Source organism: Streptomyces sioyaensis (genome assembly GCF_004122735.1).
Classification (GTDB): Bacteria; Actinomycetota; Actinomycetes; order Streptomycetales; family Streptomycetaceae; genus Streptomyces; species Streptomyces sioyaensis.
In genome coordinates this window covers 16,994-42,009 of sequence record NZ_SDIF01000005.1, presented here as the reverse complement: position 1 = coordinate 42,009, position 25,016 = coordinate 16,994, and the positions used below count along the sequence as shown (strand labels likewise).

The window sequence follows — 25,016 nt, the reverse complement described above, 5'->3', positions numbered from 1 at the left end:
CTGGGGACATCCCTCTCACATCCGGAAGACGCCGTAGCCGGGCGCGGTGCTGTCCTTTTCGGGGAGCGGCGCATTGGCGCAGGCGGTCAGCGCCAGGCCCAGCACCTGCCGGGTCTCCAGCGGGTCGATGACGCCGTCGTCCCACAGCCGCGCGGTCGCGTAGTAGGCGTTGCCCTGGGACTCGTACTGCGCGCGGACCGGCGCCTTGAAGGCGTCCTCCTCCTCGGCGCTCCACTCCTCGCCGTGCGCCTCCAGCTGGTCGCGCTTGACGGTCGCGAGGACGGAGGCGGCCTGTTCGCCGCCCATCACCGAGATCTTGGCGTTCGGCCACATCCACAGGAAGCGCGGCGAATAGGCCCGGCCGCACATGGAGTAGTTGCCCGCCCCGTACGAGCCGCCGATGACGACCGTCAGCTTCGGGACGCGGGTGCAGGCCACCGCCGTCACCATCTTCGCGCCGTGCTTGGCGATCCCGCCGGCCTCGTACGAGCGGCCGACCATGAAGCCGGAGATGTTCTGGAGGAACAGCAGCGGGATGCCGCGCTGGTCGCACAGCTCGATGAAGTGGGCGCCCTTCTGGGCGGATTCGGAGAACAGGATGCCGTTGTTGGCGACGATGCCGACCGGATGGCCGTGGAGGTGGGCGAAGCCGGTGACCAGCGTCGTGCCGTACTCCGCCTTGAACTCCGCGAAGCGCGAACCGTCCACGAGGCGGGCGATCACCTCGCGCACGTCATAGGGCGTACGGGAGTCCGCGGGCACCATGCCGTAGAGCCCGGCCGGATCGGCCTTGGGCTCCTCGACGGTCCGCACCGTCCACGGCAGCGGCGCGCGCTCGCCCAGGGTGGAGACGATGGTGCGCACCAGGCGCAGCGCATGGGCGTCGTCCTCGGCGAGATGGTCGGTGACGCCGGAGGTCCTGGCGTGCACCTCGCCGCCGCCCAGCTCCTCGGCGGTGACCACCTCGCCGGTGGCGGCCTTCACCAGCGGCGGCCCGCCCAGGAAGATCGTGCCCTGGTTGCGGACGATCACGGCCTCGTCGCTCATGGCGGGGACGTACGCACCGCCCGCCGTGCAGGAACCGAGGACGGCGGCGATCTGCGGGATACCCGCCCCCGACATCCGCGCCTGGTTGTAGAAGATCCGCCCGAAGTGCTCCCGGTCGGGGAAGACCTCGTCCTGCATCGGCAGGAAGGCGCCGCCGGAGTCCACGAGATACAGACAGGGCAGGCGGTTCTCCAGGGCGATCTCCTGCGCCCGCAGGTGCTTCTTGACCGTCATCGGGTAGTACGTGCCGCCCTTGACCGTGGCGTCGTTGGCGACGATCACCGTCTCGCGGCCGGAGACCCGGCCGATGCCGGCGATCACGCCCGCGGCCGGCGCGGCCCCGCCGTACATCCCCTCCGCGGCCAGCGGCGCCAGCTCCAGGAACGGCGAGCCGGGGTCCAGCAGGGCGTCCACCCGGTCACGCGGCAGCAGCTTGCCGCGCGCGGTGTGCCGCGCCCTGGCCTTCTCGCCGCCGCCCAGCCGGGCCGCCGCGAGCTTCTCGCGCAGCTGGGCGGCCAGCTCGCGGTGCGCGGCCTCGTTGGCACGCCAGGAGTCGGACGCCGGATCGGCGGTACTCCCCAGCACCGGTGCCTGCTCCATCAGTAAGAGCCCCCTTGCTCGGTCGCTGTCCCGTCGCCGCGGTCCGCGGCTGCCGGGCCATTCGGGTTGATGGCCGGGTTAATGGGCGTTAACCACACTCCCTTCAGGTTAACGAGCACTAACCCGGCTGTCTACAATCGACGGCATGAGTAATGCGCAGGCCCCCGCCCCGATCAGCCGCCGTGAGCAGATCCTCAGGGAGGCGGCCCGGCTCTTCGCGGAGCGCGGTTTTCACGGCGTCGGCGTGGACGAAATAGGGGCGGCCGTGGGCATCTCGGGCCCCGGTCTCTACCGGCACTTCGCCGGCAAGGACGCCATGCTGGCCGAGCTGCTGGTCGGCATCAGCGAGCGGCTGCTGGACGGCGGGCGGATGCGGGTCGCGGAGGGCGGCGAGAGCCCCGAGGCGGTGCTGCGCGCACTGATCGACGGCCACATCGACTTCGCGCTGGACGACCGCCCGCTGATCACCCTGCACGACCGCGAACTGGACCGGCTGCGCGAGGCCGACCGCAAGCGGGTCCGCCAGCTCCAGCGGCAGTACGTGGAGCTGTGGGTGGAGGTCGTGCGGGAGGTTTATCCCGTGTGCGCGGAGGTCGAGGCCCGGTCTGCGGTCCACGCGGTCTTCGGGCTGCTCAACTCCACCCCGCACCTCAGCGCGCGCGCCGGCCTGCTGCCCCGTGCGGCCACCGAGTCCCTGCTCAAGCGGCTCGCCCTGGGGGCGTTCGCGGCGGCAGCGGACCGGGACCCGTTGCCGGCGAAGTGATCCCGGCCGCCGGCCGCGCTGGTCGCCGACCGGCCGATGGCTGCCGGATCACCAAGAAATTCCCAAGGAATTGCCATGGCAGATTTTATGGGATGACAAAGGGAATGCGCCCGGCGACCGCCTTCTCAGGTGTGGGACGCATTGCCGGGACCGAACCGGAGGATCTGCGGCCGTGTGGACGGCGTCAAGGCTCCCGGATTGCCGTTGATTGCCGCGAACGACGGTGTCAGGATGAACCGCAGTTGCTACGCCCGTAGATCAGTGGCCCGCAGGGCCGGCCGACGGGGGACCACGTAGCGCCGGAAGCTGCGTACTCACGGGGGAGACGTTTCGGTGCCTGAGCTTCACGTAAGAGGAACCCGGTCCGCGGACCGCATGATGTGTCGATGACCAGCCAATCCGTGGCGGGCATTGTTCTGAGCGGAATTTTCGCCGTCGCCGCCGTCATTGTCGGGGTCATCGCCGGCAAGAGTCGAAAAGGCACACTGCGCAGGAATTCTTTTGCCGGAATGCGCAGCAAGGAAACCCGGAGCGGCGACGCCGCCTGGCGTGCCGGGCAGCATGCGGCCCAGCGGAAATACGTGCGCCTGATTCCGGTGCTCGTCCTCGCAGCCGTCGCGTCGTTGGTCAACGCTTTCCTCGGTGGCCCGTCCTGGGTCTACGTGGTGATCGTCGTGACCAGCGGCAGCGTGGATGCCGTCATCGCCCTCTCGTCCACCACGGCCGCCCGTGCCGCGGTGCGCGAGGAGCGCCGGCACCTGGACTGAGTCGCACCTCTCCCTCTCTCCAGTCACCCCTTGGCCCCACCGCCGGTGCGGCGGATCGCCGCGCCGGGCGGCCGGCCGTGTGCGCCGAGCGACGGGCGCCCTCTTTCCCATGCCAAGCAGACGGCGGGCCTGCCGTCGTGTGTTCCGGCATGGCCAACCACCTCCACCATCAACCGACATGTGAAGGTAAGCGATGCATTTCAAGAGAACTGCCGTACTCGCCACTTCGGCAGCGGCACTGGCCGGAATCGTGGCCTGTGGCGCGTCGGCCGTGGCCGCCCCGCCGGCGGTGGCAGCCGCCCCGGCGGCGCAGGGCCTGGCCGCTTCCGGCGGCGCCGCGAAGCACCACATCAAGTACTCCGACGAGGACATCGTCGGCCTGCTCATCTTCGCCAAGGGCAGGGCCGCTCACGACCACCCCGCCCTGGCCAAGAAGATCAGGGCCCGGCGCACGGACGGGGCGGACAAGGTGACGGCGGCCGAGATAGCCGAATTCACCAAGGTACTCAAGCGGATCGACTCGGCCTTCCACGAGAAGGTGACGGTTCCGGTCCAGATCAACGACCCGTTCCAGGCCAAGCAGGGCATGCTCCGGCTCAACGACGACGTGAAGAAGTACATCGCGGGGCAGAAGACGGCCACCACCAAGGACACGGCCCGCACCAACGGCTGGTGGTGGCACGACGTCAACGGCCTGATCGAGATCAACGTGATCGGCGCCATCAACGCCATCGGATACGCGAATGTGGCCGGCGCGACCGAGGTCGCCATCGCCCTGGTGGTGGTCCCGTCCGCGGTGAGCTACGGGTTCGACATGAGCCAGCCCAACAGCCTGGACGCCGAGACCATGGTCTCGGACGTGGCTCGGAGCCTGTAGGCGACCGGCTCGCCGAGCAGCAGGAATGACGGGTGTGCCGGCCGTGGCGACGCCGCGGCCGGCACACCCCGCTGATCCATCGGACCACACGCAGCCGAGGTCGCGCCCGAATGGCCAATACGCCCACCACAAAGCCCGTGAAACCAGCGGAAGAACGGAATGCTTCGCTACGTCAACTGGTCCTGTTCGCCGGAGTATGTCTGTGTCTCTTCGGCTACCTTGCGGCGTCCCTCTTCTACACCTTGCCGAGCAACGCGCTGAGCAGCCGTCAGTCCAAAGGCGTTGCCCGGCACGCCCTGAACATTCTCACGCCGGAGAACTGGGCCTTCTTCACCCGTGACCCCGAGACCGCGCAGATCAGTGCTTATTCCCTGGGGGCGGATGGTGCGGGGCGGAATCTGCTGCGCACGCCGCAGGGTGCCCCGTCGAACCTGTTCGGCCTGTCCCGTACGCAACGAGCCCAGGGGCCGGAGCTGGGGTTTCTCAATGCGGCTGCGGCAACGCACTGGAAGGCCTGCGACGGTCGCCTCGCCGACTGTCTGCGGGAGTCGTCCGGCGGCAGAGCATGGCGGGTGAAGAACGAGAGCCCGGTGCCGACGGTGTGTGGTGACGCCTATCTCACCCAGGAGAAGACCGTGCCCTGGAGCTATCGGGAACTGGTCCCGTATTCCAGGCGAGTTGTCAAGATCGTACATCTGGATGTCCGATGCAGATAATGCCCGCTGTCCATTCCCTCGCCGGCCGGCTCGCCGAGCACACCGCACGGCACGATCTCCGCTCCCGGTGGTTCGGTGTCGGGCGCAGCGTTATCGCCGCGGCCCAACTGAGTGTTCTCCTGCTGACTCCCCTCAAGGCCCTGCTCGTCCCTGTCGTCGGGATGGGGGAGTTCCCGCGCTGCGATTCCGTTCGCGCCGCTTCCGCGCTGTGTCTCGGCGGCGATGCGGTGGGTGCGGAGCCCCGGCGGTGGCTGCTGATCATGGTGCTGCTTGTGGCCGCCAGCGGTTATCGGCCGCGATGGACGGTGATCCCGCATGCCTGGGCGGCGTATTCCGTCGCGGTCAGCATTTCGGTGCCCGACGGTGGTGAGTCGGTCGGCATGATCATGTGTTTCCTGATGATTCCGATCGGGTTGGCCGACGGCCGCACCTGGCACTGGCAGCGGCCCGAATCCGCTCTGGCACCGTCGTGGCGGACGGTTTCGCTGGCTGCTTTTCTGGCCATCCGGGTGCAGATCGCCTATCTCTACCTGGACAGTGCCCTCAGCAAATTCGGTGTGGCCGACTGGGCCAATGGAACGGCCGAGTACTACTTCCTGCGCGACGGCATGTTCGGTGTGAGCCGGCCCTGGGACGGTGTCCTGCTGTGGATGTCCAAGAGTCCGCTGGTCGTGGTTTCCCTGACGTGGGGCGCGCTGCTGATCGAAATCGCGATCGGAGTATGCCTGCTGTCCTCGGGGCGCCGGCGCAAGGTCGGCATGGTCCTGGACATCGTGCTGCACGGCTCGATCATTCTCACGATGGGTCTGTGGAGTTTCGCGCTGGCGATGATCGGTTCGGCAATTGTGTGCGCGACCCCGGACCGCCGCCCGGCGGAACCGGTGGCTGTGGATTCCGGATCCGACACCGGATCCGCTGCCGCCGGGGCCTGGGCGCACGACGCGGGCCGGGCCGCCGATCCGTGCCCGGAGTGCGGTGCGCATGCCCCGCCCGCCGCCGCCGTATCGTCCGTCTGACGCCGGGCAAGGGAAAGCCCGTCAGCGCTCAAGGGCACTGACGGGCTTCTTTCCCGTGGCGCGAGACCGTCCTACCCGCTCGTCACAGGTTCTTCGAACCGGAACCTGCTTCCGTTGCGCGGACCGAGGCTGGCCGTGACACGCACGCCCGACGGCGCTTCGGCTGTCGAGAACTCCTTGCTCGCCTCGGCGAGCCGCGCGCTCTTTTGTCCGCGGTAGCGGAAATACACACTGATGCGGTGTGTGCCGGGAGTCACAGTGACCTTTGACGTGCCCCATTTCGCGGCATATTCCTGGCCGTCGATCTCAATGACCGGATTCGTCAGCAGGTGGTGAAACCACGATGCAATAAGTGACGGTTTGACATGGACCTCTACAACTGCCGTTTGATCCGCCATGAGTTGATGCTAAATGGCCCATCAAGGATGATCAACGGCTTCCTGCGGAAATGGCCGGCGGATGACGGATTGTTTACGTTCGGAGTGAACGGAGTGCGGGTGAGGCTGCCGGTCGTGACGGCGGTACCGGGAGTGTGGAGCGGGTCCCGGCCCGCACGGGTTTTCGTTCACCTCTGGACAGCCTTGGTGACTGGCGGGTAGCTTTCGCTGAGCAAGCGCTTAGCCATGCGCTTGGTCCGGCGACCTGGAGGAGGCGACGTAGCAATGCGCCGTACGGTGTTCAACGAGGATCACGAGGCGTTCCGCGCGACCATACGCGCCTTCATCGAGGCCGAGGTCGTCCCCGTACACGACGAGTGGTTCGCCGCCGGCCAGGCCCCGCGCGACTTCTACTACAAGCTCGCCGAGCTGGGCGTCTTCGGGATCCGCGTCCCCGAGGAGTACGGCGGCGCCGGCATCGCCTCGCACAAGTTCGAGGCCGTGATCTACGAGGAGACCGCCCGCGCGGGCGTCACCTTCGGCGGCTCCGGCGTCCATGTGCTGCTGGGCCTCCCGTACCTCCAGATGCTCGCCACCGACGAGCAGAAGAAGCGCTTCCTGCCGAAGTTCGTCAGCGGCGAGGAGATGTGGGCGCTGGCGATGACCGAGCCGGGCACCGGCTCCGACCTCGCGGGCATGAAGTCCACCGCGAAGCTGTCGGAGGACGGCACGCACTACGTCCTCAACGGCGCCAAGACCTTCATCACCGGCGGTGTGCACGCCGACCGCGTCATCGTGTGCGCCCGTACCGCCGCGCCCCGCGAGGACGACCGCCGCTTCGGCATCTCGCTCTTCGCCGTGGACGCCAAGTCCGCCGGCTACTCCGTCGGCCGCAAGCTGGACAAGCTCGGCCTGAGGATCTCCGACACCGCCGAGCTGGCCTTCGTCGACGTCAAGGTCCCGGTCGAGGACCTCCTCGGCGAGGAGAACAAGGGCTTCGCCTACCTGGGCCTGAACCTCGCCTCCGAGCGCTGGGGCATCGCCTTCGGCGCGTACGCCCAGGCCAAGGCCGCCGTCCGGTTCGCCAAGGAGTACGTGCAGGAGCGCACGATCTTCGGCAAGACGGTCGCCTCCTTCCAGAACACCAAGTTCGAACTGGCCGCCTGCCAGGCCGAGGTCGACGCCGCCGAGGCCGTCGCCGACCGCGCGCTGGAGGCCCTGGACGCCGGCGAGCTGACCCCGGCCGAGGCCGCCTCCGCCAAGCTCTTCTGCACCGAGGTCGCGCACCGCGTCATCGACCGCTGCCTCCAGCTGCACGGCGGCTATGGCTTCATGAACGAGTACCCCATCGCCCGCCTCTACGCCGACAACCGCGTCAACCGCATCTACGGCGGCACCAGCGAGGTCATGAAGTCCATCATCGCCAAGTCCATGGGCCTCTGAGCCGCAAGGGCCCTCGCACGTGAACGACGCCCAGCGGTCCCTGCTCGATCTGCTCGATCTGCTCGCGCTGGAGCGGATCGAGCAGGACATCTTCCGGGGCGAGAGCCGCGCCTCGGTCGTGCCCCGCGTCTTCGGCGGCCAGGTCGCCGCCCAGGCGCTGGTCGCGGCCGGGCGCACGGTCCCCGCCGACCGGCCGCCGCACTCCCTGCACGCCTACTTCCTGCGCCCCGGCGACCCCGGCGCGCCCATCGTCTACACCGTCGACCGCATCCGCGACGGCCGGTCGTTCACCACCCGCCGGGTCGTCGCCGTCCAGCACGGCCAGCCGATCTTCCACCTCTCGGCCTCCTTCCAGACCGCCGAGGAAGGCCTGGAACACCAGGAGCCGATGCCGCCCGCACCGGACCCGCTGACCCTGCCCACCCCCGCCGAGATGCTGCCGCGGCACGCCGGACGGTTCCTCACCCCGGCCGTCGCCGAGCGGCTGCTGGAGGCCCGGGCCGCGATCGACCTGCGGTACGTCGACGAGCCGCCCTACGTCACCGTCGGCGAGGTGCGCGAGCCGCGGTCCCAGGTCTGGTTCCGCACCAACGGCGACCTGGACAAGGCGCTCGCCGACGGCGCCGGCTGCGGCGACACCGTCACCCGCCCCCTGCTGGACATCTGCCTGGTCACCTACGTCTCCGACATGACCCTGCTGGACTCGATCCTGCTCGCGCACGGCCGCGGCGGCTGGGCGGTCGGCGACGTGGTCGGCGCGAGCCTGGACCACGCCATGTGGTTCCACCGCCCCCTGCGCGCCGACGACTGGCTCCTCTACGACCAGGAGTCCCCGACGGCCCAGGCCGGCCGCGGCCTGGGCAAGGGCCGCATCTTCACGGCGGACGGGCAGTTGGCGGTTTCGGTGATTCAGGAGGGGGTTATCCGGGTGCCGCGGGGATAGGCCACCTCGGTCTCACTCCGGCGTGAACTCGTAGTGGAGTTCATGGAGATGGCCTGCCTTGACCATGATGGTGACCTCGATGGGCCGTTCGTCGTCGCTGTAGATCACTCGCAGGGTGCGGAGGACGGGCAGGCTGCTGGGAAGGCGGAGGGCCTCGTACTGCTCCTGGGTGGGTACGCGGGCGGAGACCCGGTCGACGCTGAGACGGGGCGGGAAACCCAGCTCGGCCAGGAGAGTGGGCGTCCCGCCCTTGACCTTGCGGCGTTCCGTCATTGCGGTACCGCGGGCGATGTCCAACGGGTAGTAGGACGTGACCAGTTCGACCGGTTCGTCGTCGATGAAGAGGATCTGGCGGCGGAGCAGTGCGGTGCCGCCGTCCGGGAGTTCCAGAGCCTCTGCGGCATCTCTGGGCGGCGTGGCCTCGGTGACCTCCAGCAGCTCGCTGTGCGCCCGGCCTCCGCCCTTCGTCGCCTCGGCGAGCCAGCGGTACTGCTCGCCGGGGCCGGCCGGTGCCATGAAGGAAGCGGGCCGCACAGTCTGCTGCCGGTGTTCGCGTACCGTCACCGCCGCTCCGGCGCGACCCACGACCAGGCGTTCGTCCTTGAGCAGGTGGAGCGCCTTCTGCACGGTGGCGCTGGAGGCGTCGAACCGTGCCTTGAGGTGCGTGGTGGACGGCAGTTTCGCGCCCGGTTCCAGGTCACCGCTCATGATCTCGTCGCGTAGGTCGGCGGCGATCCGTTCGTGCAAGGAACGGCGGTCGTACGCGTCGTCTTCGGTTCTCGGCACAGTCATCCGATCTTGATCTCGTAGCGCAGCCGCTGGAGGTGTCCGGGCATCGCCATCCTGTCGACCTGGATCGGCTGATCGCGTGCGTCCAGCGTGACCCGCGTCAGCTGGAGCACCGGTTCGTCGGCGCCGGTCCGCAGCGCATCGCGTTCCTCGTGGCTGGGCATCCGGGCGATGACGTCTTCCTGGACCCGGGCACCGACGTACCCCAGGTCGGCGAGCAGCGAGATCGCGCCACCGGGAATCTTGGCGGTCCCGGCCAGGCGGGTTCCCCGGGCGATATGGACGGGATAGTAGGTGTCGGTCAGCTCGCTGGGCGCGTCGTCGACAAACATCACGCGACGGCGTACGACGACGTTCTCGTCCGCCCCGATTCCCAGGAGTTCCGCGATCTCGGGCGGTGCTGCGATCTCCCCGGCGTGGACGATGCGTTGGCTGCCGCGGCGGCCACGGGCGGCGGTCTCCGCGCCCCAGGCGTCGGACTGCCCCTTCTCACGGGGTGTCAGATACGGCATCGAGGTGCTGACCCACTCGCTGGTACCCACGCGTCCTCCTGGCGATTGGTGATCCCAACCCTTCGCCTACACGGTAAGCGACTTCCTGGTAGCAACCACCCTCAGGGAACCTTGCTGGTTTTTGTGAATAGCGCTACGTTTTTCGGTGTCAGTGCACCCAAGGAGCAAGGTGGTGGTTCCCCGTGTCTGTGTGCCTTCCGCGACAACGTCGGTTTCCTCGAACTCGTACTCCTGTTGGCGCTGCGCCTCACCTCGTCGCCAACGCCCTCGCCCGGCTCTTCGAGCTGCTATGGCGGCTCTTGCTGCCCGCGCCGGGGCGCCATCGGTCGGAGGGCGCGTACCCGTACGGGGCCATGCCGCCGCGTACGGATCGACTGCTCGTACGGGTCGCGGCTGGTGCGCGTACAGATGCTGCGGGGCGAGGACACCGTCATGGTGCGTCCGTACCTGGTGGCGTACGAACGACGGCCGCGGACCTGCTCCCACGCCACTTTCACCATGCCCTGTTGCCGGAAGCGCCGACCTCGAATGTCGGTCATCGTCCGACGGTCGGGGCGGAGGTGGCTGCGCGGTGAGCGAGTCACAGGCCACGCGCCTGCTGCCGTGGGTGAGCCCTGATGGGACGACCTGCTTCCTTGTGAGCGACGGCACGGGAGAAGGTGCCGTTTCCCGCGTCGCGGACCGTATGGAAGACGTGCAGCTTGAGATGGCGGACGCACTGCTCGACCACGCGGCCGACATGCTCGGGGACGGCAAGGCGACGGATCCGCAACTCCGATATCTCGGAGAGCAGTTGAGCGCCGCACTGCGGGATGTGCGTCGCGTCGCACAGAGCAGAGGGGTGCGGCTGGACGGATCCCGGCAGGGAGTGGGGCGCAACTCCCCATCGGCCACCAGCTGTGGACAGTCTGAGCGGTCGGAGTGGGTAGCAGGTGCAGGGCACCATCCACTGAATGCAGGAGAGGGGCACGGGACGCGCAGGCAGGTCATCGCTGCCGATGGCGGGGAGTACGGCGGAGGAGGAGACGGCTGGGACGGGCACCCTGGCCAGCCCTGGACGCCGGCCCCACCGCCGCCCCCGGACGGGGACATGCCGCCCGCCGACAGGACGCACCGCAAGTGAGGCTCAACTCGCAGCAGGGGCACCGCGCCAGTGACGAGCTGGTGTGGCCCCTCCTCGAAGCAGGAGCCCTGACGCACGATTCGATGTGCGCCGGGAGACCGCTGAGACCTTGGCCCGGCTCCTGCGAGCGCACCGCGACCGGCTCGGAACCCGCAAGAACACCCGCGCCCTGGGTGTCTTCAAGCAGGCGGTGCTGGTGTTGCGGTGGTCCGTCGACGGAACCCGGCTGGCTCAACTCGCCCGCGACAACGGCATCTCGACACCGACCGCGTACCGCTACCTGCACGAGGGGCTGACGGTGCTCGCCGACCACGCCCCGGATCTGTCCACTGCGCTGGAGCGTGGCACTGCCTATACCCAACGGCCGTCCAGCTGGAACGGATCGACACCTGTCTCGAAACTCACCCGCCACTCAGCGAATCGGAATCCGCCCAAGAAGAGTCGCACCCTCTGGGTGGCAAGGCCGATCGTCGCTGGCGCCTCCGGGTCCGAGACCGTGGCGAGGGTGGCGTCCGCGCTTGTCAGCAATGCGTCAGCCCCCTGACGGTCAATCCGTTGGGAGTCTAGTTGTTGGTCGTCGATCGACGTCAGAATTCCAGAAACGTCGGAACTGATGAACTGAAATCCGCGCTTTAGTGAGCCATCGTCCGCACCAAGATAAAATGACACTTTCACCGACGGATTGCCGAGATCGTCCAGCTCCCCGATGACGAGTCGAACCGGGTAAAGTCCCACTTTACTGCTCGGTACAAATGTCATTGATGACCTCCAGTCGCAGGATGAAATGGCGTGACGGGTGGTCAGTGTCGGAGCCGTGTCCTGACGGCTGGGGAAACGCCGCCTATGGTCTACCGGGCGTTCCGTGCCGATGCCAACGCGGGTCCACCCCGCACCGACTCTCAAGCGCGGCTTGACCGAGAAGCAACTTACACTTCCCGTTCGGTCATGGCTTGCAATTCTGGGGCTCGTCATCCCTCGTGTTTCGCGCTTTTCGTGATTGCGTTGCACATCCGCTGTCCTCAAAGCCCCGGACGGGACAACCCTTAGTGGGCGGGGTGTTACCGGCCCGTCAGCCCAACCCCGCCGCACCCAGCAAATAGGCCGTCAACGGGTCGTAATGCCGAGGGCTCAGGACGTGGTCGTCCAGGGGGATGGTCACCTGTACCGTGCCCTCGGCCTCGGCGAGGAAGAGGGCCGGGTCGTTGGAGTCGGCGAAGCCCACCGCGTCCAGGCCGCGCTGGCCGGCGCAGCCCGCCCAGCCGTGGTCGGCCACCACCAGGTCCGGCAGCGGCCGGCCCTCCCGCTCCAGGCCGTCGAGGATCGCGGCCATCGGCTCGGGGGAGTGGGTGTGCCACAGCGTCGCGCCGCGCTCCAGCATCGCGACGTCGCCGAACTGGAAGACCATGCCGTCGTCCGCCCGCAGCCCGTCCGGGATGACGACGATCTCGCAGTCCGCCGCACGCAGCGCCTCGGCCGTCGCCCGGTGCACGTCCAGCAGCCCGCCCGGATGGCCGGTGGCGAACAGCACCCGCTGCCGGTCGGCCGCCGCCTTGCGCAGCACCGCGGCCGCCCGGTCCAGCGCGTCCACCGTCAGCTCCGGGTCGATGGTGTCCTGCCCCTGCCGGTGGTGCGGGTCGTCGTTCACCCCGCAGCGCTCCGCCATCACGGCCAGGACGTCCTGCTCGTCCGTCCACCGGTCGCCGAATTCCAGGCCGAACCAGTAGTGGCGGTCGCCGTTGGCGAGTCTGCGGTAATGGGAGAGGTTGTTCTCGCGGGGGGTGGCGACCTCACCGGCGATCCGGGTCCGTACGAGATGATCGACGAGTTCGGCGCGCGTGGGGGCGGGGGCTGCGGAGGCTATCGGCATAGCGCCCATTGTGCCCGCAGGGATGATCCGGGGCCGGACGGTTCCGCAGCCCGGACACCGGGGTGGGGGGAGCGGAGTGGGGCCGGTGCGGTGTGCAGGGGAGGAAGGCCAGGTCAGCGGGGTGCCGGGGCTTCTGCGGGCGGCTGGCCAAAATGTCGAACGCGTCCGGCTCGCTCTCCGCAAATGTCCATGGGGTAATCGTCCGGCCGTCCCTACCCTCACCCTCATGACCTCCACCTCCACCGGGCCCGTGGGCCCCGTCGACTCCTCCCGTGTCCCGCGCTACGCCGGGCCCGCGACGTTCGCGCGGCTGCCCCGCCTCGACGAGGTCGGCGGCCGGGCCGACGTGGCCGTCGTCGGCGTCCCCTTCGACACCGGCGTCTCCTACCGCCCCGGCGCCCGCTTCGGCGGCAACGCCATCCGCGAGGCGTCCCGCCTGCTGCGGCCGTACAACCCGGCCCAGGACGCGTCCCCCTTCGCGCTCGCCCAGGTTGCCGACGCCGGTGACATCGCCGCGAACCCGTTCAACATCAACGAGGCCGTGGAGACGGTCGAGGCCGCGGCCGACGACCTGCTCGCCTCCGGCGCCCGGATGATGACCCTCGGCGGCGACCACACCATCGCCCTGCCCCTCCTGCGCTCGGTCGCCAAGAAGCACGGCCCGGTCGCGCTGCTGCACTTCGACGCCCATCTGGACACCTGGGACACCTACTTCGGCGCCGAGTACACCCACGGCACCCCGTTCCGCCGTGCCGTCGAGGAAGGCATCCTCGACACCTCCGCGCTCTCCCACGTCGGCACCCGCGGCCCGCTCTACGGCAAGAAGGACCTCGACGACGACGAGAAGATGGGCTTCGGCATCGTCACCTCGGCCGATGTCATGCGCCGCGGCGTGGACGAGGTCGCCGACCAGCTGCGCCAGCGCATCGGCGACCGTCCGCTGTACATCTCCATCGACATCGACGTGCTGGACCCGGCGCACGCGCCCGGCACCGGCACCCCCGAGGCCGGCGGCCTCACCTCCCGCGAACTCCTGGAGATCCTGCGCGGGTTGTCGTCCTGCAACCTGGTCTCGGCGGACGTCGTGGAGGTCGCTCCGGCGTACGACCATGCGGAGATCACCTGTGTGGCCGCCTCGCACACCGCGTACGAGCTGACGACGATCATGTCGCGGCAGATCGCGGCGGGGCGGGAAGGGAAGTAGGGCCGCCCGCGCGGCCGCGCTTCCCCGGCAGCGAGAACGCCGGCCCGTCACGGGTGACCGTGGCGGGCCGGCGTTCGTGCGTGGGGCCGGGGCCGGGGCCGGGTTCGGGGGGCGGTCCGCCCTCCGGGGACGGCTCTAGCACCCGCCCGGCCCCGTCCCCACCCGCCCGTGCAGCAGTCGGGACAGCGCCGCATGGACGTCCTCGACGGAGCGGTCCGGCTGGAAGGACTGCCAGTCCAGGGCGGCCACCAGGACCATGCCGAGGAGGGCGGAGGCGGTGAGGGAGATGTCGAGTTCCGCGGAGAGCTCGCCGGCGGCCACGGCGTCCCGCAGGACGGACTCGACGACGGTCAGGGCCCGGCCGCGGACGGAGGTGAGGGTGGCGCGCCAGGTGCGGTTGGTGCGCCACAGTTCGGCGACGTAGAGCTGCATCAGGGCGGGGGAGCCGGCGATGAAGTCCAAGCCGGCCCGGATCATGGCGTCCAGGGCGTCGACCCGGGTGCCGCCGGCGGCCACCGTGGCGTCGGCGGCCCGGCGCAACGAGCCGGAGAGCAGGTCCATGCCGTCCCGCAGCAGCTCCTCGTAGAGGACGTTCTTGCTGGCGAAGTTGTAGTAGACGGTGCCCTTGGCGACGCCGGCGCGGTCGGCGATCTCGTCGACGGTGGTGGCCGAGAAGCCCTGTTCCGCGATGAGGACGACGGCGGCGTCGAAGAGCCGGCGGCGCGTCGAGGCACGCCGCGGGGCGGGGGCGGCCCCCGGGGCGGCGCCGTCGCCGGCACCGTCCCGGGGGCTCGCGAGCACACTCACAGGCTCAGTTCCGGGTGCAGGTCCTTCATCCGTACGACCTGCCGGCTGCGCGCCGCGAGGGCGGTCAGGGCCAGCGCGCCGAGGGTGAAGGCCACCAGGACACCGCAGCCCTGCCAGACGATGCCGAGGTCACCGCCGGTGATCAGCCGGCGCAGGCCGTCGACCACGTAACTCATCGGCAGGAACGGGTGGATGGCGGCGAAGAAGCCGGGGCTGGTCTGCACCGGGTAGGTGCCGCCCGCCGAGGTCAGCTGGAGCATCAGCACGATCAGGGTCAGCACCCGGCCGGCCGGTCCGAAGAACGCGCCCAGCAGCTGGATGATGGCGGTGAAGCAGGCCGTGGCCAGCAGCAGGAAGCCGACGGTGCCGGCCGAGCGGGCCATCTGCAGGCCGAGGCCCCAGTGCAGGACGGCCATCAGGGCCAGCACCTGGACGACGCCGACGGCGTAGGCGGGCAGCCAGGAGCCGAGGGTGATCCGCCAGCCCGGGGCGCCCGCGGCCAGGGCCCGCTTGCCCAGCGCCGGGAGCAGCATGAACGCGACCATCGCGCCGACCCACAGGGACAGCGGGATGAAGTACGGCGCCAGGCCGGTGCCGTAGTTGGGCGCCTTGTGCATCGACTTGGCGGCCAGCTCGACCGGGTCGGCCATCACCTCGGTGCGGGCGTCGCGGTCCTTCTTGTTGTAGTCCGGGATCTTGGCGACGCCGCTGTGCAGGCCGTCGGCCAGCTGGTTGGTGCCGTCCTTGAGCTTGAAGAGACCGCCGGTGAGCTTGACGGCGCCGCTCTTGGCGGTGCCGACGCCGCTGTGGACCTTGCCGGCGCCGTCGGCGACCTTGCCCGCGCCGTCGGCGAGGGTGCCGATGCCGTCGGCGAACAGCCCCGCGCCCTGCGAGACCTTGTGGGCGCCGGCGTTGAGCGCGTTGATCTGACGGATCGCGGTGTCCGCGCGCTGCCCGATGCCCGGTGCCTGCTCGGCGACCATCACCGCGCCCTGGTGCACCTCGTGCAGCTTGCTGCGCAGCGGCCCGAAGTCCGCCCCGGCGACGGCGTCGTGGACCTTCTCCGCCGCGTCGGCGGCCACCTTGCTGCCGTCCGCGAGCGCCTTCAGCTTCGTGCAGTCGGGGTCGGTGTCCAGCAGCCCGCCGCAGCGGTCCTGGTAGATCTCCGCGGCGTTGTCGGCGTTCTTGCGGGCCTGCGTGGCGGCCTTGGCGGAGTCGCTCGGCAGGGTGTCGAGGACGTCGTCGAGGGTCTCGGTGGCGTCGGCGACGAACTGCGCGCCCGCACCGATCTCCTTGCCGTGCTCGCGCAGGTAGGGCAGGTCCTTCTTGGCGATGCCGTGGACCTTGTCGGCGAGCTGCTGGGTGCCGTCCGCGACCTGGCCCGCGCCCGCGCTGAGCTCACGGGCCTTGGCGACGGCCGACGAGGCGCCCCTGCTCAGGTCACCGGCGCCCTGACTGACCTTGCCGGCGCCCTCGTTGAGCTTGCCGAGGCCGTCCGCGAGGTCACCGGAGCCCTTCTTGGCCGAGCCGACGCCCTTGTCGACCTTCCCGGCCCCGTCCGCCGCCTTGGCGGTCTGGTCGTGCAGATCCGAGAACGAGACGAAGATCTTGTCGAGCATGGCGCGCGACGAGCTCGCCGAGGTCTTGGCCCGGATCTCGGAGAAGACCGACTTCGAGATCGAGCCGACGACGTAGTTGTTGGCGTCGTTCGTACGGACCTTGAGCGCGCCGGTCTGCGGGTCGTCACCCGAACTGGAGGCGATCCGCTTGCTGAAGTCCTGCGGGACGGTCAGCGAGAGGTAGTACGTGCCGTTCTCGACGCCCTTGGCGGCGTCCGCGGCGCTGACCTCCTCCCAGTGGAAGGTCTTGCTGTCCTTGACCTTGTCGGCCAGGTCGTCGCCCGCGGTGATCTTCTTGCCGTCGGCGGTGGCGCCGCGGTCGTCGTTGACGAGGGCGACCGGGATCTTGTCCAGGCGGCTGTAGGGGTCCCAGAAGGAGCACAGATACAGCGCTCCGTACAGCAGGGGGATCAGCGTCAGGGCCACCAGACCCAGCCGGGGCAGCTTTCCCCTGCTGAACCGCCTGAGCTCAAGAGCGGCCAGTCTCGGCGAGCGCATGCGCGGTCTCCTCCTCGTCGTCGTCGGTCCGGGGGTGGGGGCGGTCCGCGGTGTCGGAACCGTCGGCGGGCGCCGCGTCGGTCGTGGACTCGGCCTCGGGCTCGGCCTCTGCTTCGGCCGCGGCCGCCCGTGCGGGCGTCGTGCGCACGATCAGGGCGTCCGCGGGGGCCCCGCCGGCGGCGGCCACGATGGTGGTGCCGGCCCGCGCCAGGTCCCGCAGCAGCTGCCAGGCCTCGGTGCGTTCCTCCGCCGACAGCTTGAGGTCGACATCGTCGACGGCCAGCAGCTGCGGGCCGTGCATGATCCCGAGGGCGACGGAGAGCCGCAGCGCCTCGATCCGCTCCAGATCCCGGACGGCCGTCCCCAGGCCCTTGACGAGGGTGCCGGGGTCGAGCCGGACGGCCGCGAGGGCGGCGTCGACCCGGGCCCGGGTGGCCTCCTTCTGGCGCCGGCCCCAGGGGAGCGAGGCGCCCAGACCCTGGAAGCGGTGGCCCAACAGGGCCTGCTCCTTGAGGTGTTCGCCGACCGTGAGGGCCGGTTCGAGTTCGACGACGCCGGGTACGTGGGCGATGGCGGTACGGCTGCGCACCGTGCCCATGCGCTTGGGGAGCGGGAGTCCGGCGACCGTCGCCTCGCCCGCGGTGATCCGCATCCGGCCGGTGAGGGCCAGCAGCAGGCAGGTACGGCCGGAGCCGGAGGAGCCCTGGACGGCGATCAGCGCGCCCGGCTCCGCGGTGATGTCGATGCCCTGGAACGCCCACCCCCGTGGGCCTTCCACACCTATTCCTCGGGCGTTGACCGCCGCCCCCTGGCGGGTGGTGTTCACGAACACCCCTCCCCTTTGATCTGACTGGTCAGTCTAAAAGTGTAGACCCATCAGCGGGCTCGCTGACCCATCGGGGTCCTCGGAGCGAACGAGAGGTGACCGAGTGCGGGAATCCCGGGACCCGAACGGCGGATACGTCCTAGGGTGCCGTGCAGGCGGGGGCCTGATGATGTTCACGGTGATGTCCGTTCCGCAGGGGACGACGCGGTACGGGCGCGCACGTCACAACGGAGAACCATGGATCATTCGGCACAGCACCCCGTCGACCGGCCGCCGCGGGAGGAGACACAGCGGCGACCCCGGTCCGCCCACCGCTCGCGCAAGCTGGTCGCCCCGCTGCTCGCGGGGGCCCTGGTCGCGGTCCTCGCGCCCATATCGGCCTCGGCCGCCGCGCCCTCCCGGGTGCCCGCGGGAGGCCCGCCCGCCGGCGGCGCCCAGGGGCCCTGTCTCGGCGGCGACGGCAGCGACGGCTGGACCGCCACCTCCACCAAGATCGACCCCAAGGACAGCTACCACGCCTACGTCGGCAACGGGTACCTCGGGACGCGGGTCCCGCCCAACGGCACCGGCTACGCCGCGCCCGGCGGCACCACCGGCTGGCCGCTGAAGACGCCCGAATACGACGGCTCGTTCGTGTCCGGGCTGTACGCCAAGGGCCCCAAGAACGTGCAGGGCCGGCAGGCCATCGCCGCGATACCCACCTGGTCCACGCTCGACGTCGGCACCGGCAAGGACACCTTCTCCTCGGCCACCGCACCCGGCCGGATCTCGAACTACCGCCAGACCCTCTCGCTGCGCTGCGGCTTCGTCCGTACCTCGCTGACCTGGACGGCCGCCGACGGGCGCCGCACCGACCTGGTCTACGACGTGCTCGCCGACCGCAACGACGCGCACACCGGCGCGGTCCGGCTGCGGATGACGCCCCACTGGAGCGGCGCGGCCAGTGTCACCGACGGCCTCGACGGCCGGGGCGCCCGCCGCATGGCGCCGTCCGCCGCCGGCGGCGCGCAGAACGGCCGCACCATGGACGTCGGGTTCCGCACGGACGGGACGAAGACCGACGGCGCGGTGGCCTCCACCCTGCGGACCGGGCCCGGGGTGCAGGCACAGCAGCCCCGCCGGGAGCCGCAGAAGGACGAGCTGAGCAACCGCCAGCGGGTGTCCTTCCCGGTGCGCAGCGGCCGCTCCTACGAGCTGACCAAGTACGTCGGCGTGGACACCGCGCTCACCTCCCGCTCCCCACGGGCCGCCGCCGACGCCGCCTCGCGCCGGGCCGCGGACCGCGGCTGGGACGCCCTGTTCGCCCGGCACTCCGCCGCCTGGCAGCGGCTGTGGCGCAGCGACATCGAGGTCAAGGGACAGCGCGAGATGCAGTCCTGGGTGCGCTCGGCGCAGTACGGACTGCTCTCCTCCACCCGCGCCGGCAGCGACAACAGCATCGGCCCCACCGGCCTGACCAGCGACAACTACGCCGGTGAGGTCTTCTGGGACGCCGAGACCTGGATGTACCCGGGCCTGCTCGCCACCCACCCGACGCTCGCCCGGTCCATCGTCGACTACCGCTACAAGACCCGCGCCGGGGCCCGCGCCAACGCTGAGAAGCTCGGCTACGACGGGCTGTTCTACCCCTGGACCAGCGGCAGCAAGGGCAACCTGTGGAACGAGTGCCACAGCTGGGACCCGCCGCACTGCAAGACCCAGAACCACCTCATGGGCGACATCTCCCTGGCCGCCTGGCAGTACTACCTCGCCACCAAGGACACCGCCTGGCTGAAGTCCCGCGGCTGGCCGGTCCTCAAGGGCATCGCCGAGTTCTGGGCCTCCCGGGCCACCCGTAACGCCGACGGCAGCTACTCGATCAAGAACGTCGCCGGGCCCGACGAGTACAGCAACGGCGTCAACGACGGGGTCTTCACCAACGCCGGCGCCGCCACCGCCCTGCGGAACGCCACCCGCGTCGCCGCGATCCTCGGCGAGAAGGCACCGGCCTCCTGGAAGACCATCGCCGACAAGCTGCGGATCCCCTACGACACAAAGAAGAAGGTCTTCGAGCAGTACGCCGGGTACAAGGGCACGACCATCAAGCAGGCCGACACGGTGCTGCTGATGTACCCGCTGGAATGGCCGATGTCGAAGGCGCGGGCGGCCCGCACGCTGGACTTCTACGCCGCGCGCACCGACCCGGACGGCCCCGCCATGACGGACTCGGTGCACGCCATCGACGCGGCCGCCATCGGCGAACCCGGCTGCGCGACCTACACCTACCTCCAGCGGTCCATCAGGCCGTTCGTCCGCGGGCCGTTCAACGAGTTCTCCGAGGCGCGCGGCAACAAGGCCGGCGCCACCGACCCGCACGCCGGCAAGCCGGCCCAGGACTTCCTCACCGGCAAGGGCGGCTTCCTGCAGACCTTCACCAACGGACTGACCGGGCTGCGGCTGCGGGAGAACGCGGTGCGCCTCGACCCGATGCTGCCGCCGCAGCTGTCCCAGGGCGTCACCCTGCGCGGTCTGCACTGGCAGGGCCGGACCTATGACATCGAGATCGGCGCGCACCAGACCACCGTGCGGCTGACCGCCGGGGCACCGATGAAGATCGAGACGCCCGAGGGCGACAAGATCGTCAGCCGGGGTGTGCCGGCCGTCCTGAAGACCCGCCGCCCGGACCTGACGGCGACGTCGAACGCGGCCCGCTGCACCCCGGCCACGGCGACCTCGGAGGAGCCCGGCATGTACGCGGGCGCCGCGGTGGACGGCAACGCCACCACCGCGTGGGTGCCCAACGCCGCCACCGGCACCCTCACCGTCGACCTCGGCCGGCCCACCCTCATCGGCCAGATCACCCCGCACTGGACCGCGACCCGCCCCACGTCGTACAACGTCCAGGTCTCCCGGGACGGAAAGCACTGGTCGGGCACCGGATACTCGGGCCGTACCACGGCGCGGTACGTACGGGTCACGGTCGAGGGCGACCGGACCCCGGCGGCGGGCGGCAAGCCCAAGCCGCATCCGGGGATCACCGAGCTGACCGTGCAGCGCCTGAAGTAGCCCGCTGCGCCGCACCCGGCGACGGCCCCGCCCCGCACCCGCGGGACGGGGCCGTCGCGCTGCTCCCGCTCCGGCGCGCGCCCGGCTCGCGTCGCTGCCCGCACCGGCGCGCGCCCGGCCCGCGTCCGCCGGAAAATGTCACGGCGGGATGAAATCCGCCGCCGGCGGTGTTGGTGGCCATGCGGTAAGTGTCGAGGCGCGGGAGGCACCGGGTGGCGGGGACGGACAGGGCACGAGAGGGCTGGGCGCGGCGGCTGACCCGCGACTGCTGGCAGTACAAGAAGGACGTGCTGCTCGCGCTGGGCGCCTCGCTCGCCGGCATGGCGGTGCTGGCCCTGGTCCCGCTCGTACCGCGGCTGATCATCGACGACGTCATCATCCGGCACGAGCGCCCGCTCGGCCCCTGGGCCGGCGTGCTGGTCGTCGCCGCGGTCGTGGTCTACGTCCTGACGTACATACGCCGCTTCTACGGCGGCCGGCTCGCCCTGGACGCCCAGCACGACCTGCGGACCCGGATGTTCGCCGCGATCGCCCGGCTCGACGGGCGGCGGCAGGACGAGCTGAGCACCGGCCAGGTCGTCGGCCGCGCCACCAGCGACCTCCAGCTGATCCAGAGCCTGCTGTTCATGGTCCCGATGATGATCGGGAACGTCCTGCTGTTCGTGATCTCGCTGGTCGTGATGGTGCTGCTGTCCCCGCTGCTCACCGTCGTCGCGCTGGCCGCCGCCCCGGCCCTGTGGTTCATCGCCCGGCGCAGCCGCACCCGGCTGTTCCCCGCCACCTGGTACGCCCAGGGGCAGGCCGCCGCGGTGGCCGGTGTCGTGGACGGTGCGGTCACCGGCGTGCGCGTCGTCAAGGGCTTCGGGCAGGAGGAGCAGGAGACCGGCAAGCTGCGCGAGGTCAGCCGCCGGCTGTTCGCCGGACGGCTGCGCACGGTCCGGCTCAACGCCCGCTACACCCCCGCGCTGCAGGCCGTACCCGCGCTCGGCCAGGTCGCGATGCTGGCCCTCGGCGGCTGGATGGCCACCCAGGGACACGTCACCCTCGGCACCTTCGTGGCCTTCTCCACCTACCTCGCGCAGCTGGTCGGACCCGTCCGGATGCTGGCGATGATGCTGACCGTCGGCCAGCAGGCGCGGGCCGGCGTGGAACGGGTCTACGAGCTGATCGACACCGAGCCGGCCCTCCAGGAGCGGGCGGACGCCCACGCGCTGCCCGCCGACGCCCCCGCGACCGTCGAGTTCGACCGGGTGACCTTCGCCTACGCCCCGCCGCATCGCAGTGACGACAGTGCCGACGATGCCGACGGGGAGCCCGCGGAAGGCCTCGTCCGCCCCGTTCCCCCCGTTCTCGACGCGTTCTCGCTGCGCATCGAGGCCGGCGAGACCGTCGCCGTGGTCGGCACGTCCGGCAGCGGCAAATCCACCGTCTCGCTGCTGTTGCCCCGCTTCTACGACGCCACCGAGGGCCGCGTCCTGATCGGCGGCCACGACGTACGCGAGCTGACCCTTGCGTCGCTGCGCGGCGCCATCGGGCTGGTCCCCGAGAGCAGCTTCCTGTTCTCCGACTCCGTACGCGACAACATCGCCTACGGCCACCCGGAGGCCACCGACGCGCAGGTGCGTGCCGCGGCCCGCGCCGCCCAGGCCGACGACTTCATCTCCGCGCTCCCCCAGGGCTATGACACCAAGGTCGGCGAGCAGGGCCTGACCCTGTCCGGCGGCCAGCGACAGCGCGTCGCCCTGGCCCGCGCCCTGCTCACCGACCCCCGGCTGCTGATCCTGGACGACGCCACCTCGGCGGTGGACGCCCGGGTCGAGCACGAGATCCACGAGGCGCTGCGCGGCGTCATGGCGGACCGTACGACCCTGCTGATCGCCCACCGCGCCTCCACCCTGGCGCTCGCCGACCGGGTCGCCGTCCTCGACGGGGGACGGCTGGTCGACGTCGGCACCCAGGAGGAGCTGGAGAGCCGCTGTGCGCTCTACCGCAGGCTGCTGACCGACCCGGAGGAGCTGGGCGGCGTCGAGCACGACCCCGCGGGCGAGCTGGCGGGCGCCCTCGACGCCGCATTCGCCGCGGACGGCCTGCCGCAGTGGGGGCCGGATGCCGCCGAGCCCGACGGAGCGGCGGACGGTGCGGCCGGCACGATCACCCCCGAACTGTGGGTCCGCCGCGAGCAGGAGGCCGAGGCGGGCGCGGCCGGGACGACGGCCCGCGCGGCGGCCGGCGCCGGGCCCGGCATGGGCGCGGGGATGGCCCCGCTCCCGTCCTCGCCCGAGCTGCTCGCCCAGGTCGCCGCCCTGCCGCCGGCCACCGACACCCCCGACATCGACGAGGAACGGGCCCTGCGCCCCGAGCACTCCTACGGCCTGCGGCGACTGCTGCACGGCTTCGGCCGGCCGCTGGGGTTCGCGCTGGCGCTGGTCGCCGTGGACGCCGTCGCCGGGCTGCTGCTGCCGGTGCTGATCCGGCAGGGCATCGACGAGGGCGTCCGGCGCGGTGCGCTGATCGGCGTCTGGACGGCCGCCGCGGTCGCCCTGCTCGTGGTCCTCGCCCAGTGGGCCGCGCAGATCGGCGGCAACCGCATGACCGGCCGCACCGGCGAACGGGTCCTCTACTCCCTGCGCCTCAAGATCTTCGCGCAGCTCCAGCGCCTCGGGCTCGACTACTACGAGCGCGAGCTGACCGGCAAGATCATGACCAGGATGACCACCGACGTCGACGCCTTGTCGACCTTCCTGCAGACCGGCCTGGTCACCGCCCTGGTCTCGGTGCTCACCTTCTTCGGCATACTCGTCGCGCTGCTGGCCATCGACGTCCAGCTGGCCCTGGTCGTCTTCGCCACCCTCCCGCCGCTGATCATCGGCACGTACTTCTTCCGCAAGCAGAGCGTCAAGGCGTACGAGCTGGCCCGCGAGCGGATCAGCGTCGTCAACGGCGACCTCCAGGAGAGCGTGGCCGGACTGCGGATCGTCCAGGCGTTCCGGCGCGAGCACAGCGGCGAGGAGCGGTTCACCGCCCGCAGCGACGCCTACCGACGGGCCCGGGTCCGCGGCCAGTTCCTGATCTCGGTCTACTTCCCGTTCGTCCAGCTGCTGTCGTCCGTGGCGGCCGCGCTGGTGCTGATCGTCGGCGCCGACCGGGTCGGCAACCACACCCTCACGGCCGGTGCGCTGGTCGCCTACCTCCTCTACATCGACCTGTTCTTCGCCCCCGTCCAGCAGCTCTCCCAGGTCTTCGACGGCTACCAGCAGGCGTCCGTCTCGCTCGGCCGCATCCAGCAGCTGCTGCGCGAGCCGACGTTCCCCAAGCTCTCAACTTCGTTCGAGCAGGGGAGGCCCCAATCGCCCGCCGCCGAGCGGCCCCGCGAGGTGCCCGCGCTGCGCGGCGAGATCACCTTCGACGACGTCCACTTCCACTACGGCGGCGGCGAGGAGCCGGCGCTGGCCGGCGTCGACCTGACCATCCCGGCCGGCCAGACCGTGGCCTTCGTCGGCGAGACCGGCGCCGGCAAGTCCACCCTGGTCAAGCTGGTCGCGCGGTTCTACGACCCCTCCGCGGGAGCCGTCCGGATCGACGGCACGGACCTGCGCGAGCTGGATCTGACGGACTATCGCCGCCGCCTGGGAGTGGTCCCCCAGGAGTCCTACCTCTTCGCCGGCACGGTCCGCGACGCCATCGCCTACGGCCGCCCGGACGCCACCGACGCCGAGGTGGAGGCCGCCGCCCGGGCCGTCGGCGCGCACGCCATGATCGCCACCCTCGACGGCGGCTACCTCCACGAGGTCGCCGAGCGCGGCCGCAACCTCTCCGCCGGCCAGCGCCAGCTGCTGGCGCTGGCCCGCGCCGAACTCGTCGACCCGGACGTGCTGCTGCTCGACGAGGCCACCGCGGCGCTGGACCTCGCCACCGAAGCGGTCGTCAATCAGGCCACCGACCGGCTGCGCGCGCTGGACTCCGCCCGCTCGGGTGACGGCCCGTCCGCCCGCGGCCGCACCACCCTCATCGTCGCCCACCGTCTGACCACCGCGGCCCGCGCGGACCGCGTGGTGGTGCTCGACCGCGGCCGGATAGCCGAGGACGGCACCCATGCCCAGCTCCTGGCTCACGACGGCCGTTACGCGGAGCTGTGGCGCACCTTCACCGGCGAGGAGGAGGAACTCGCGGCCTGAGG

Annotated in this window: 18 protein-coding genes and 1 pseudogene; 11 read left to right on the top strand and 8 right to left on the bottom strand. The window is 70.7% G+C overall.

Features of this window, described 5'->3' with window-relative positions; all coding sequences use genetic code 11:
- Positions 1-15 precede the first annotated feature (15 nt).
- On the bottom strand, positions 16-1,647 hold the full coding sequence (locus tag EST54_RS02955) for a carboxyl transferase domain-containing protein (protein ID WP_129244680.1): 1,632 nt from the start codon (positions 1,645-1,647) through the stop codon (positions 16-18).
- Between the two features lie 145 nt (positions 1,648-1,792).
- Here EST54_RS02955 and EST54_RS02950 point away from each other — a divergent pair, with 145 nt between their 5' ends.
- From EST54_RS02950 to EST54_RS02930, 5 genes are all read left to right on the top strand, one after another.
- Positions 1,793-2,410, top strand: a complete 618-nt coding sequence (locus EST54_RS02950) for an SACE_7040 family transcriptional regulator (protein WP_129244678.1) — start codon at positions 1,793-1,795, stop codon at positions 2,408-2,410.
- 386 nt (positions 2,411-2,796) lie between these two features.
- Complete coding sequence (locus EST54_RS02945) at positions 2,797-3,177, top strand: SdpI family protein (RefSeq protein WP_129244677.1); 381 nt, start codon at positions 2,797-2,799, stop codon at positions 3,175-3,177.
- A gap of 193 nt (positions 3,178-3,370) precedes the next feature.
- Positions 3,371-4,054, top strand: coding sequence for a hypothetical protein (locus EST54_RS02940; RefSeq protein WP_129244675.1), 684 nt, complete (start codon positions 3,371-3,373; stop codon positions 4,052-4,054).
- Positions 4,055-4,164: 110 nt separating this feature from the next.
- Positions 4,165-4,770, top strand: coding sequence for an SdpA family antimicrobial peptide system protein (locus tag EST54_RS02935; RefSeq protein WP_129244673.1), 606 nt, complete (start codon positions 4,165-4,167; stop codon positions 4,768-4,770).
- Positions 4,761-5,786, top strand: a complete 1,026-nt coding sequence (locus EST54_RS02930) for a sporulation-delaying protein SdpB family protein (RefSeq protein ID WP_129244671.1) — start codon at positions 4,761-4,763, stop codon at positions 5,784-5,786. Before EST54_RS02935 ends, EST54_RS02930 begins: the two co-directional genes overlap by 10 nt.
- Positions 5,787-5,857: 71 nt before the next feature.
- Here EST54_RS02930 and EST54_RS02925 read toward each other — a convergent pair whose 3' ends face one another.
- Positions 5,858-6,184: a hypothetical protein gene (locus EST54_RS02925; protein ID WP_129244669.1), complete on the bottom strand. Its 327-nt coding sequence runs from the start codon at positions 6,182-6,184 to the stop codon at positions 5,858-5,860.
- 264 nt (positions 6,185-6,448) lie between these two features.
- Here EST54_RS02925 and EST54_RS02920 point away from each other — a divergent pair, with 264 nt between their 5' ends.
- Both EST54_RS02920 and EST54_RS02915 read left to right on the top strand, forming a co-directional pair.
- Positions 6,449-7,606, top strand: coding sequence for an acyl-CoA dehydrogenase family protein (locus EST54_RS02920; RefSeq protein WP_129244667.1), 1,158 nt, complete (start codon positions 6,449-6,451; stop codon positions 7,604-7,606).
- Between the two features lie 19 nt (positions 7,607-7,625).
- Positions 7,626-8,549 (top strand): acyl-CoA thioesterase, encoded by a 924-nt coding sequence (locus EST54_RS02915; protein ID WP_129244665.1) that lies wholly within the window; start codon positions 7,626-7,628, stop codon positions 8,547-8,549.
- A gap of 12 nt (positions 8,550-8,561) precedes the next feature.
- On the opposite strand, the gene EST54_RS02910 is transcribed toward EST54_RS02915, so the two are convergent.
- Positions 8,562-9,341 carry a GntR family transcriptional regulator gene (locus EST54_RS02910; protein WP_129244663.1) on the bottom strand — a complete coding sequence of 260 codons (780 nt, stop codon included), beginning with the start codon at positions 9,339-9,341 and terminating at the stop codon, positions 8,562-8,564.
- Positions 9,338-9,880, bottom strand: coding sequence for a UTRA domain-containing protein (locus EST54_RS02905; protein WP_174857379.1), 543 nt, complete (start codon positions 9,878-9,880; stop codon positions 9,338-9,340). The genes EST54_RS02910 and EST54_RS02905 overlap by 4 nt, the downstream gene beginning before the upstream one ends.
- A 1,136-nt stretch (positions 9,881-11,016) precedes the next feature.
- On the opposite strand from EST54_RS02905, the pseudogene EST54_RS02895 reads away from it, so the two are divergent.
- Positions 11,017-11,325, top strand: a pseudogene (locus EST54_RS02895) (IS5/IS1182 family transposase); the annotation flags it as partial.
- 717 nt (positions 11,326-12,042) lie between these two features.
- Here the strand turns inward: EST54_RS02895 and EST54_RS02890 are convergent.
- A complete protein-coding gene (locus EST54_RS02890; protein ID WP_129244661.1) occupies positions 12,043-12,840 on the bottom strand; it encodes a phosphatase in 798 nt (265 codons plus the stop codon).
- A 226-nt stretch (positions 12,841-13,066) separates the two neighbouring features.
- Between EST54_RS02890 and speB the strand changes: the two genes are divergently transcribed.
- A complete protein-coding gene (gene speB / locus EST54_RS02885) occupies positions 13,067-14,044 on the top strand; it encodes an agmatinase (RefSeq protein ID WP_129244659.1) in 978 nt (325 codons plus the stop codon).
- 135 nt (positions 14,045-14,179) lie between these two features.
- Here the strand turns inward: speB and EST54_RS02880 are convergent, their stop codons facing one another.
- The 3 genes from EST54_RS02880 to EST54_RS02870 are packed head-to-tail and all read right to left on the bottom strand — an operon-like array spanning position 14,180 to position 17,794.
- On the bottom strand, positions 14,180-14,851 hold the full coding sequence (locus EST54_RS02880) for a TetR/AcrR family transcriptional regulator (protein ID WP_129244657.1): 672 nt from the start codon (positions 14,849-14,851) through the stop codon (positions 14,180-14,182).
- Entirely contained in the window at positions 14,848-16,968 is a 2,121-nt protein-coding gene (locus tag EST54_RS02875) for a YhgE/Pip family protein (protein ID WP_129244655.1), read from the bottom strand. Before EST54_RS02875 ends, EST54_RS02880 begins: the two co-directional genes overlap by 4 nt.
- Positions 16,940-17,794, bottom strand: a complete 855-nt coding sequence (locus EST54_RS02870; protein ID WP_129244653.1) for an ATP-binding cassette domain-containing protein — start codon at positions 17,792-17,794, stop codon at positions 16,940-16,942. Before EST54_RS02870 ends, EST54_RS02875 begins: the two co-directional genes overlap by 29 nt.
- A 237-nt stretch (positions 17,795-18,031) precedes the next feature.
- Between EST54_RS02870 and EST54_RS02865 the strand changes: the two genes are divergently transcribed.
- Positions 18,032-20,839: a discoidin domain-containing protein gene (locus EST54_RS02865; protein ID WP_129244650.1), complete on the top strand. Its 2,808-nt coding sequence runs from the start codon at positions 18,032-18,034 to the stop codon at positions 20,837-20,839.
- Between the two features lie 212 nt (positions 20,840-21,051).
- On the top strand, positions 21,052-25,014 hold the full coding sequence (locus EST54_RS02860) for an ABC transporter ATP-binding protein (RefSeq protein ID WP_129244648.1): 3,963 nt from the start codon (positions 21,052-21,054) through the stop codon (positions 25,012-25,014).
- Positions 25,015-25,016 lie beyond the last annotated feature (2 nt).

Bases quoted from the DNA above. Each gene is read 5' to 3' on its own strand.
- EST54_RS02955 (WP_129244680.1), bottom strand. From the start codon at position 1,647: ATGGAGCAGGCACCGGTGCTGGGGAGTACCGCCGATCCGGCGTCCGAC.
- EST54_RS02950 (WP_129244678.1), top strand. From the start codon at position 1,793: ATGAGTAATGCGCAGGCCCCCGCCCCGATCAGCCGCCGTGAGCAGATC.
- EST54_RS02945 (WP_129244677.1), top strand. From the start codon at position 2,797: ATGACCAGCCAATCCGTGGCGGGCATTGTTCTGAGCGGAATTTTCGCC.
- EST54_RS02940 (WP_129244675.1), top strand. From the start codon at position 3,371: ATGCATTTCAAGAGAACTGCCGTACTCGCCACTTCGGCAGCGGCACTG.
- EST54_RS02935 (WP_129244673.1), top strand. From the start codon at position 4,165: ATGGCCAATACGCCCACCACAAAGCCCGTGAAACCAGCGGAAGAACGG.
- EST54_RS02930 (WP_129244671.1), top strand. From the start codon at position 4,761: ATGCAGATAATGCCCGCTGTCCATTCCCTCGCCGGCCGGCTCGCCGAG.
- EST54_RS02925 (WP_129244669.1), bottom strand. From the start codon at position 6,184: ATGGCGGATCAAACGGCAGTTGTAGAGGTCCATGTCAAACCGTCACTT.
- EST54_RS02920 (WP_129244667.1), top strand. From the start codon at position 6,449: ATGCGCCGTACGGTGTTCAACGAGGATCACGAGGCGTTCCGCGCGACC.
- EST54_RS02910 (WP_129244663.1), bottom strand. From the start codon at position 9,341: ATGACTGTGCCGAGAACCGAAGACGACGCGTACGACCGCCGTTCCTTG.
- EST54_RS02890 (WP_129244661.1), bottom strand. From the start codon at position 12,840: ATGCCGATAGCCTCCGCAGCCCCCGCCCCCACGCGCGCCGAACTCGTC.
- speB (WP_129244659.1), top strand. From the start codon at position 13,067: ATGACCTCCACCTCCACCGGGCCCGTGGGCCCCGTCGACTCCTCCCGT.
- EST54_RS02875 (WP_129244655.1), bottom strand. From the start codon at position 16,968: ATGCGCTCGCCGAGACTGGCCGCTCTTGAGCTCAGGCGGTTCAGCAGG.
- EST54_RS02865 (WP_129244650.1), top strand. From the start codon at position 18,032: ATGGATCATTCGGCACAGCACCCCGTCGACCGGCCGCCGCGGGAGGAG.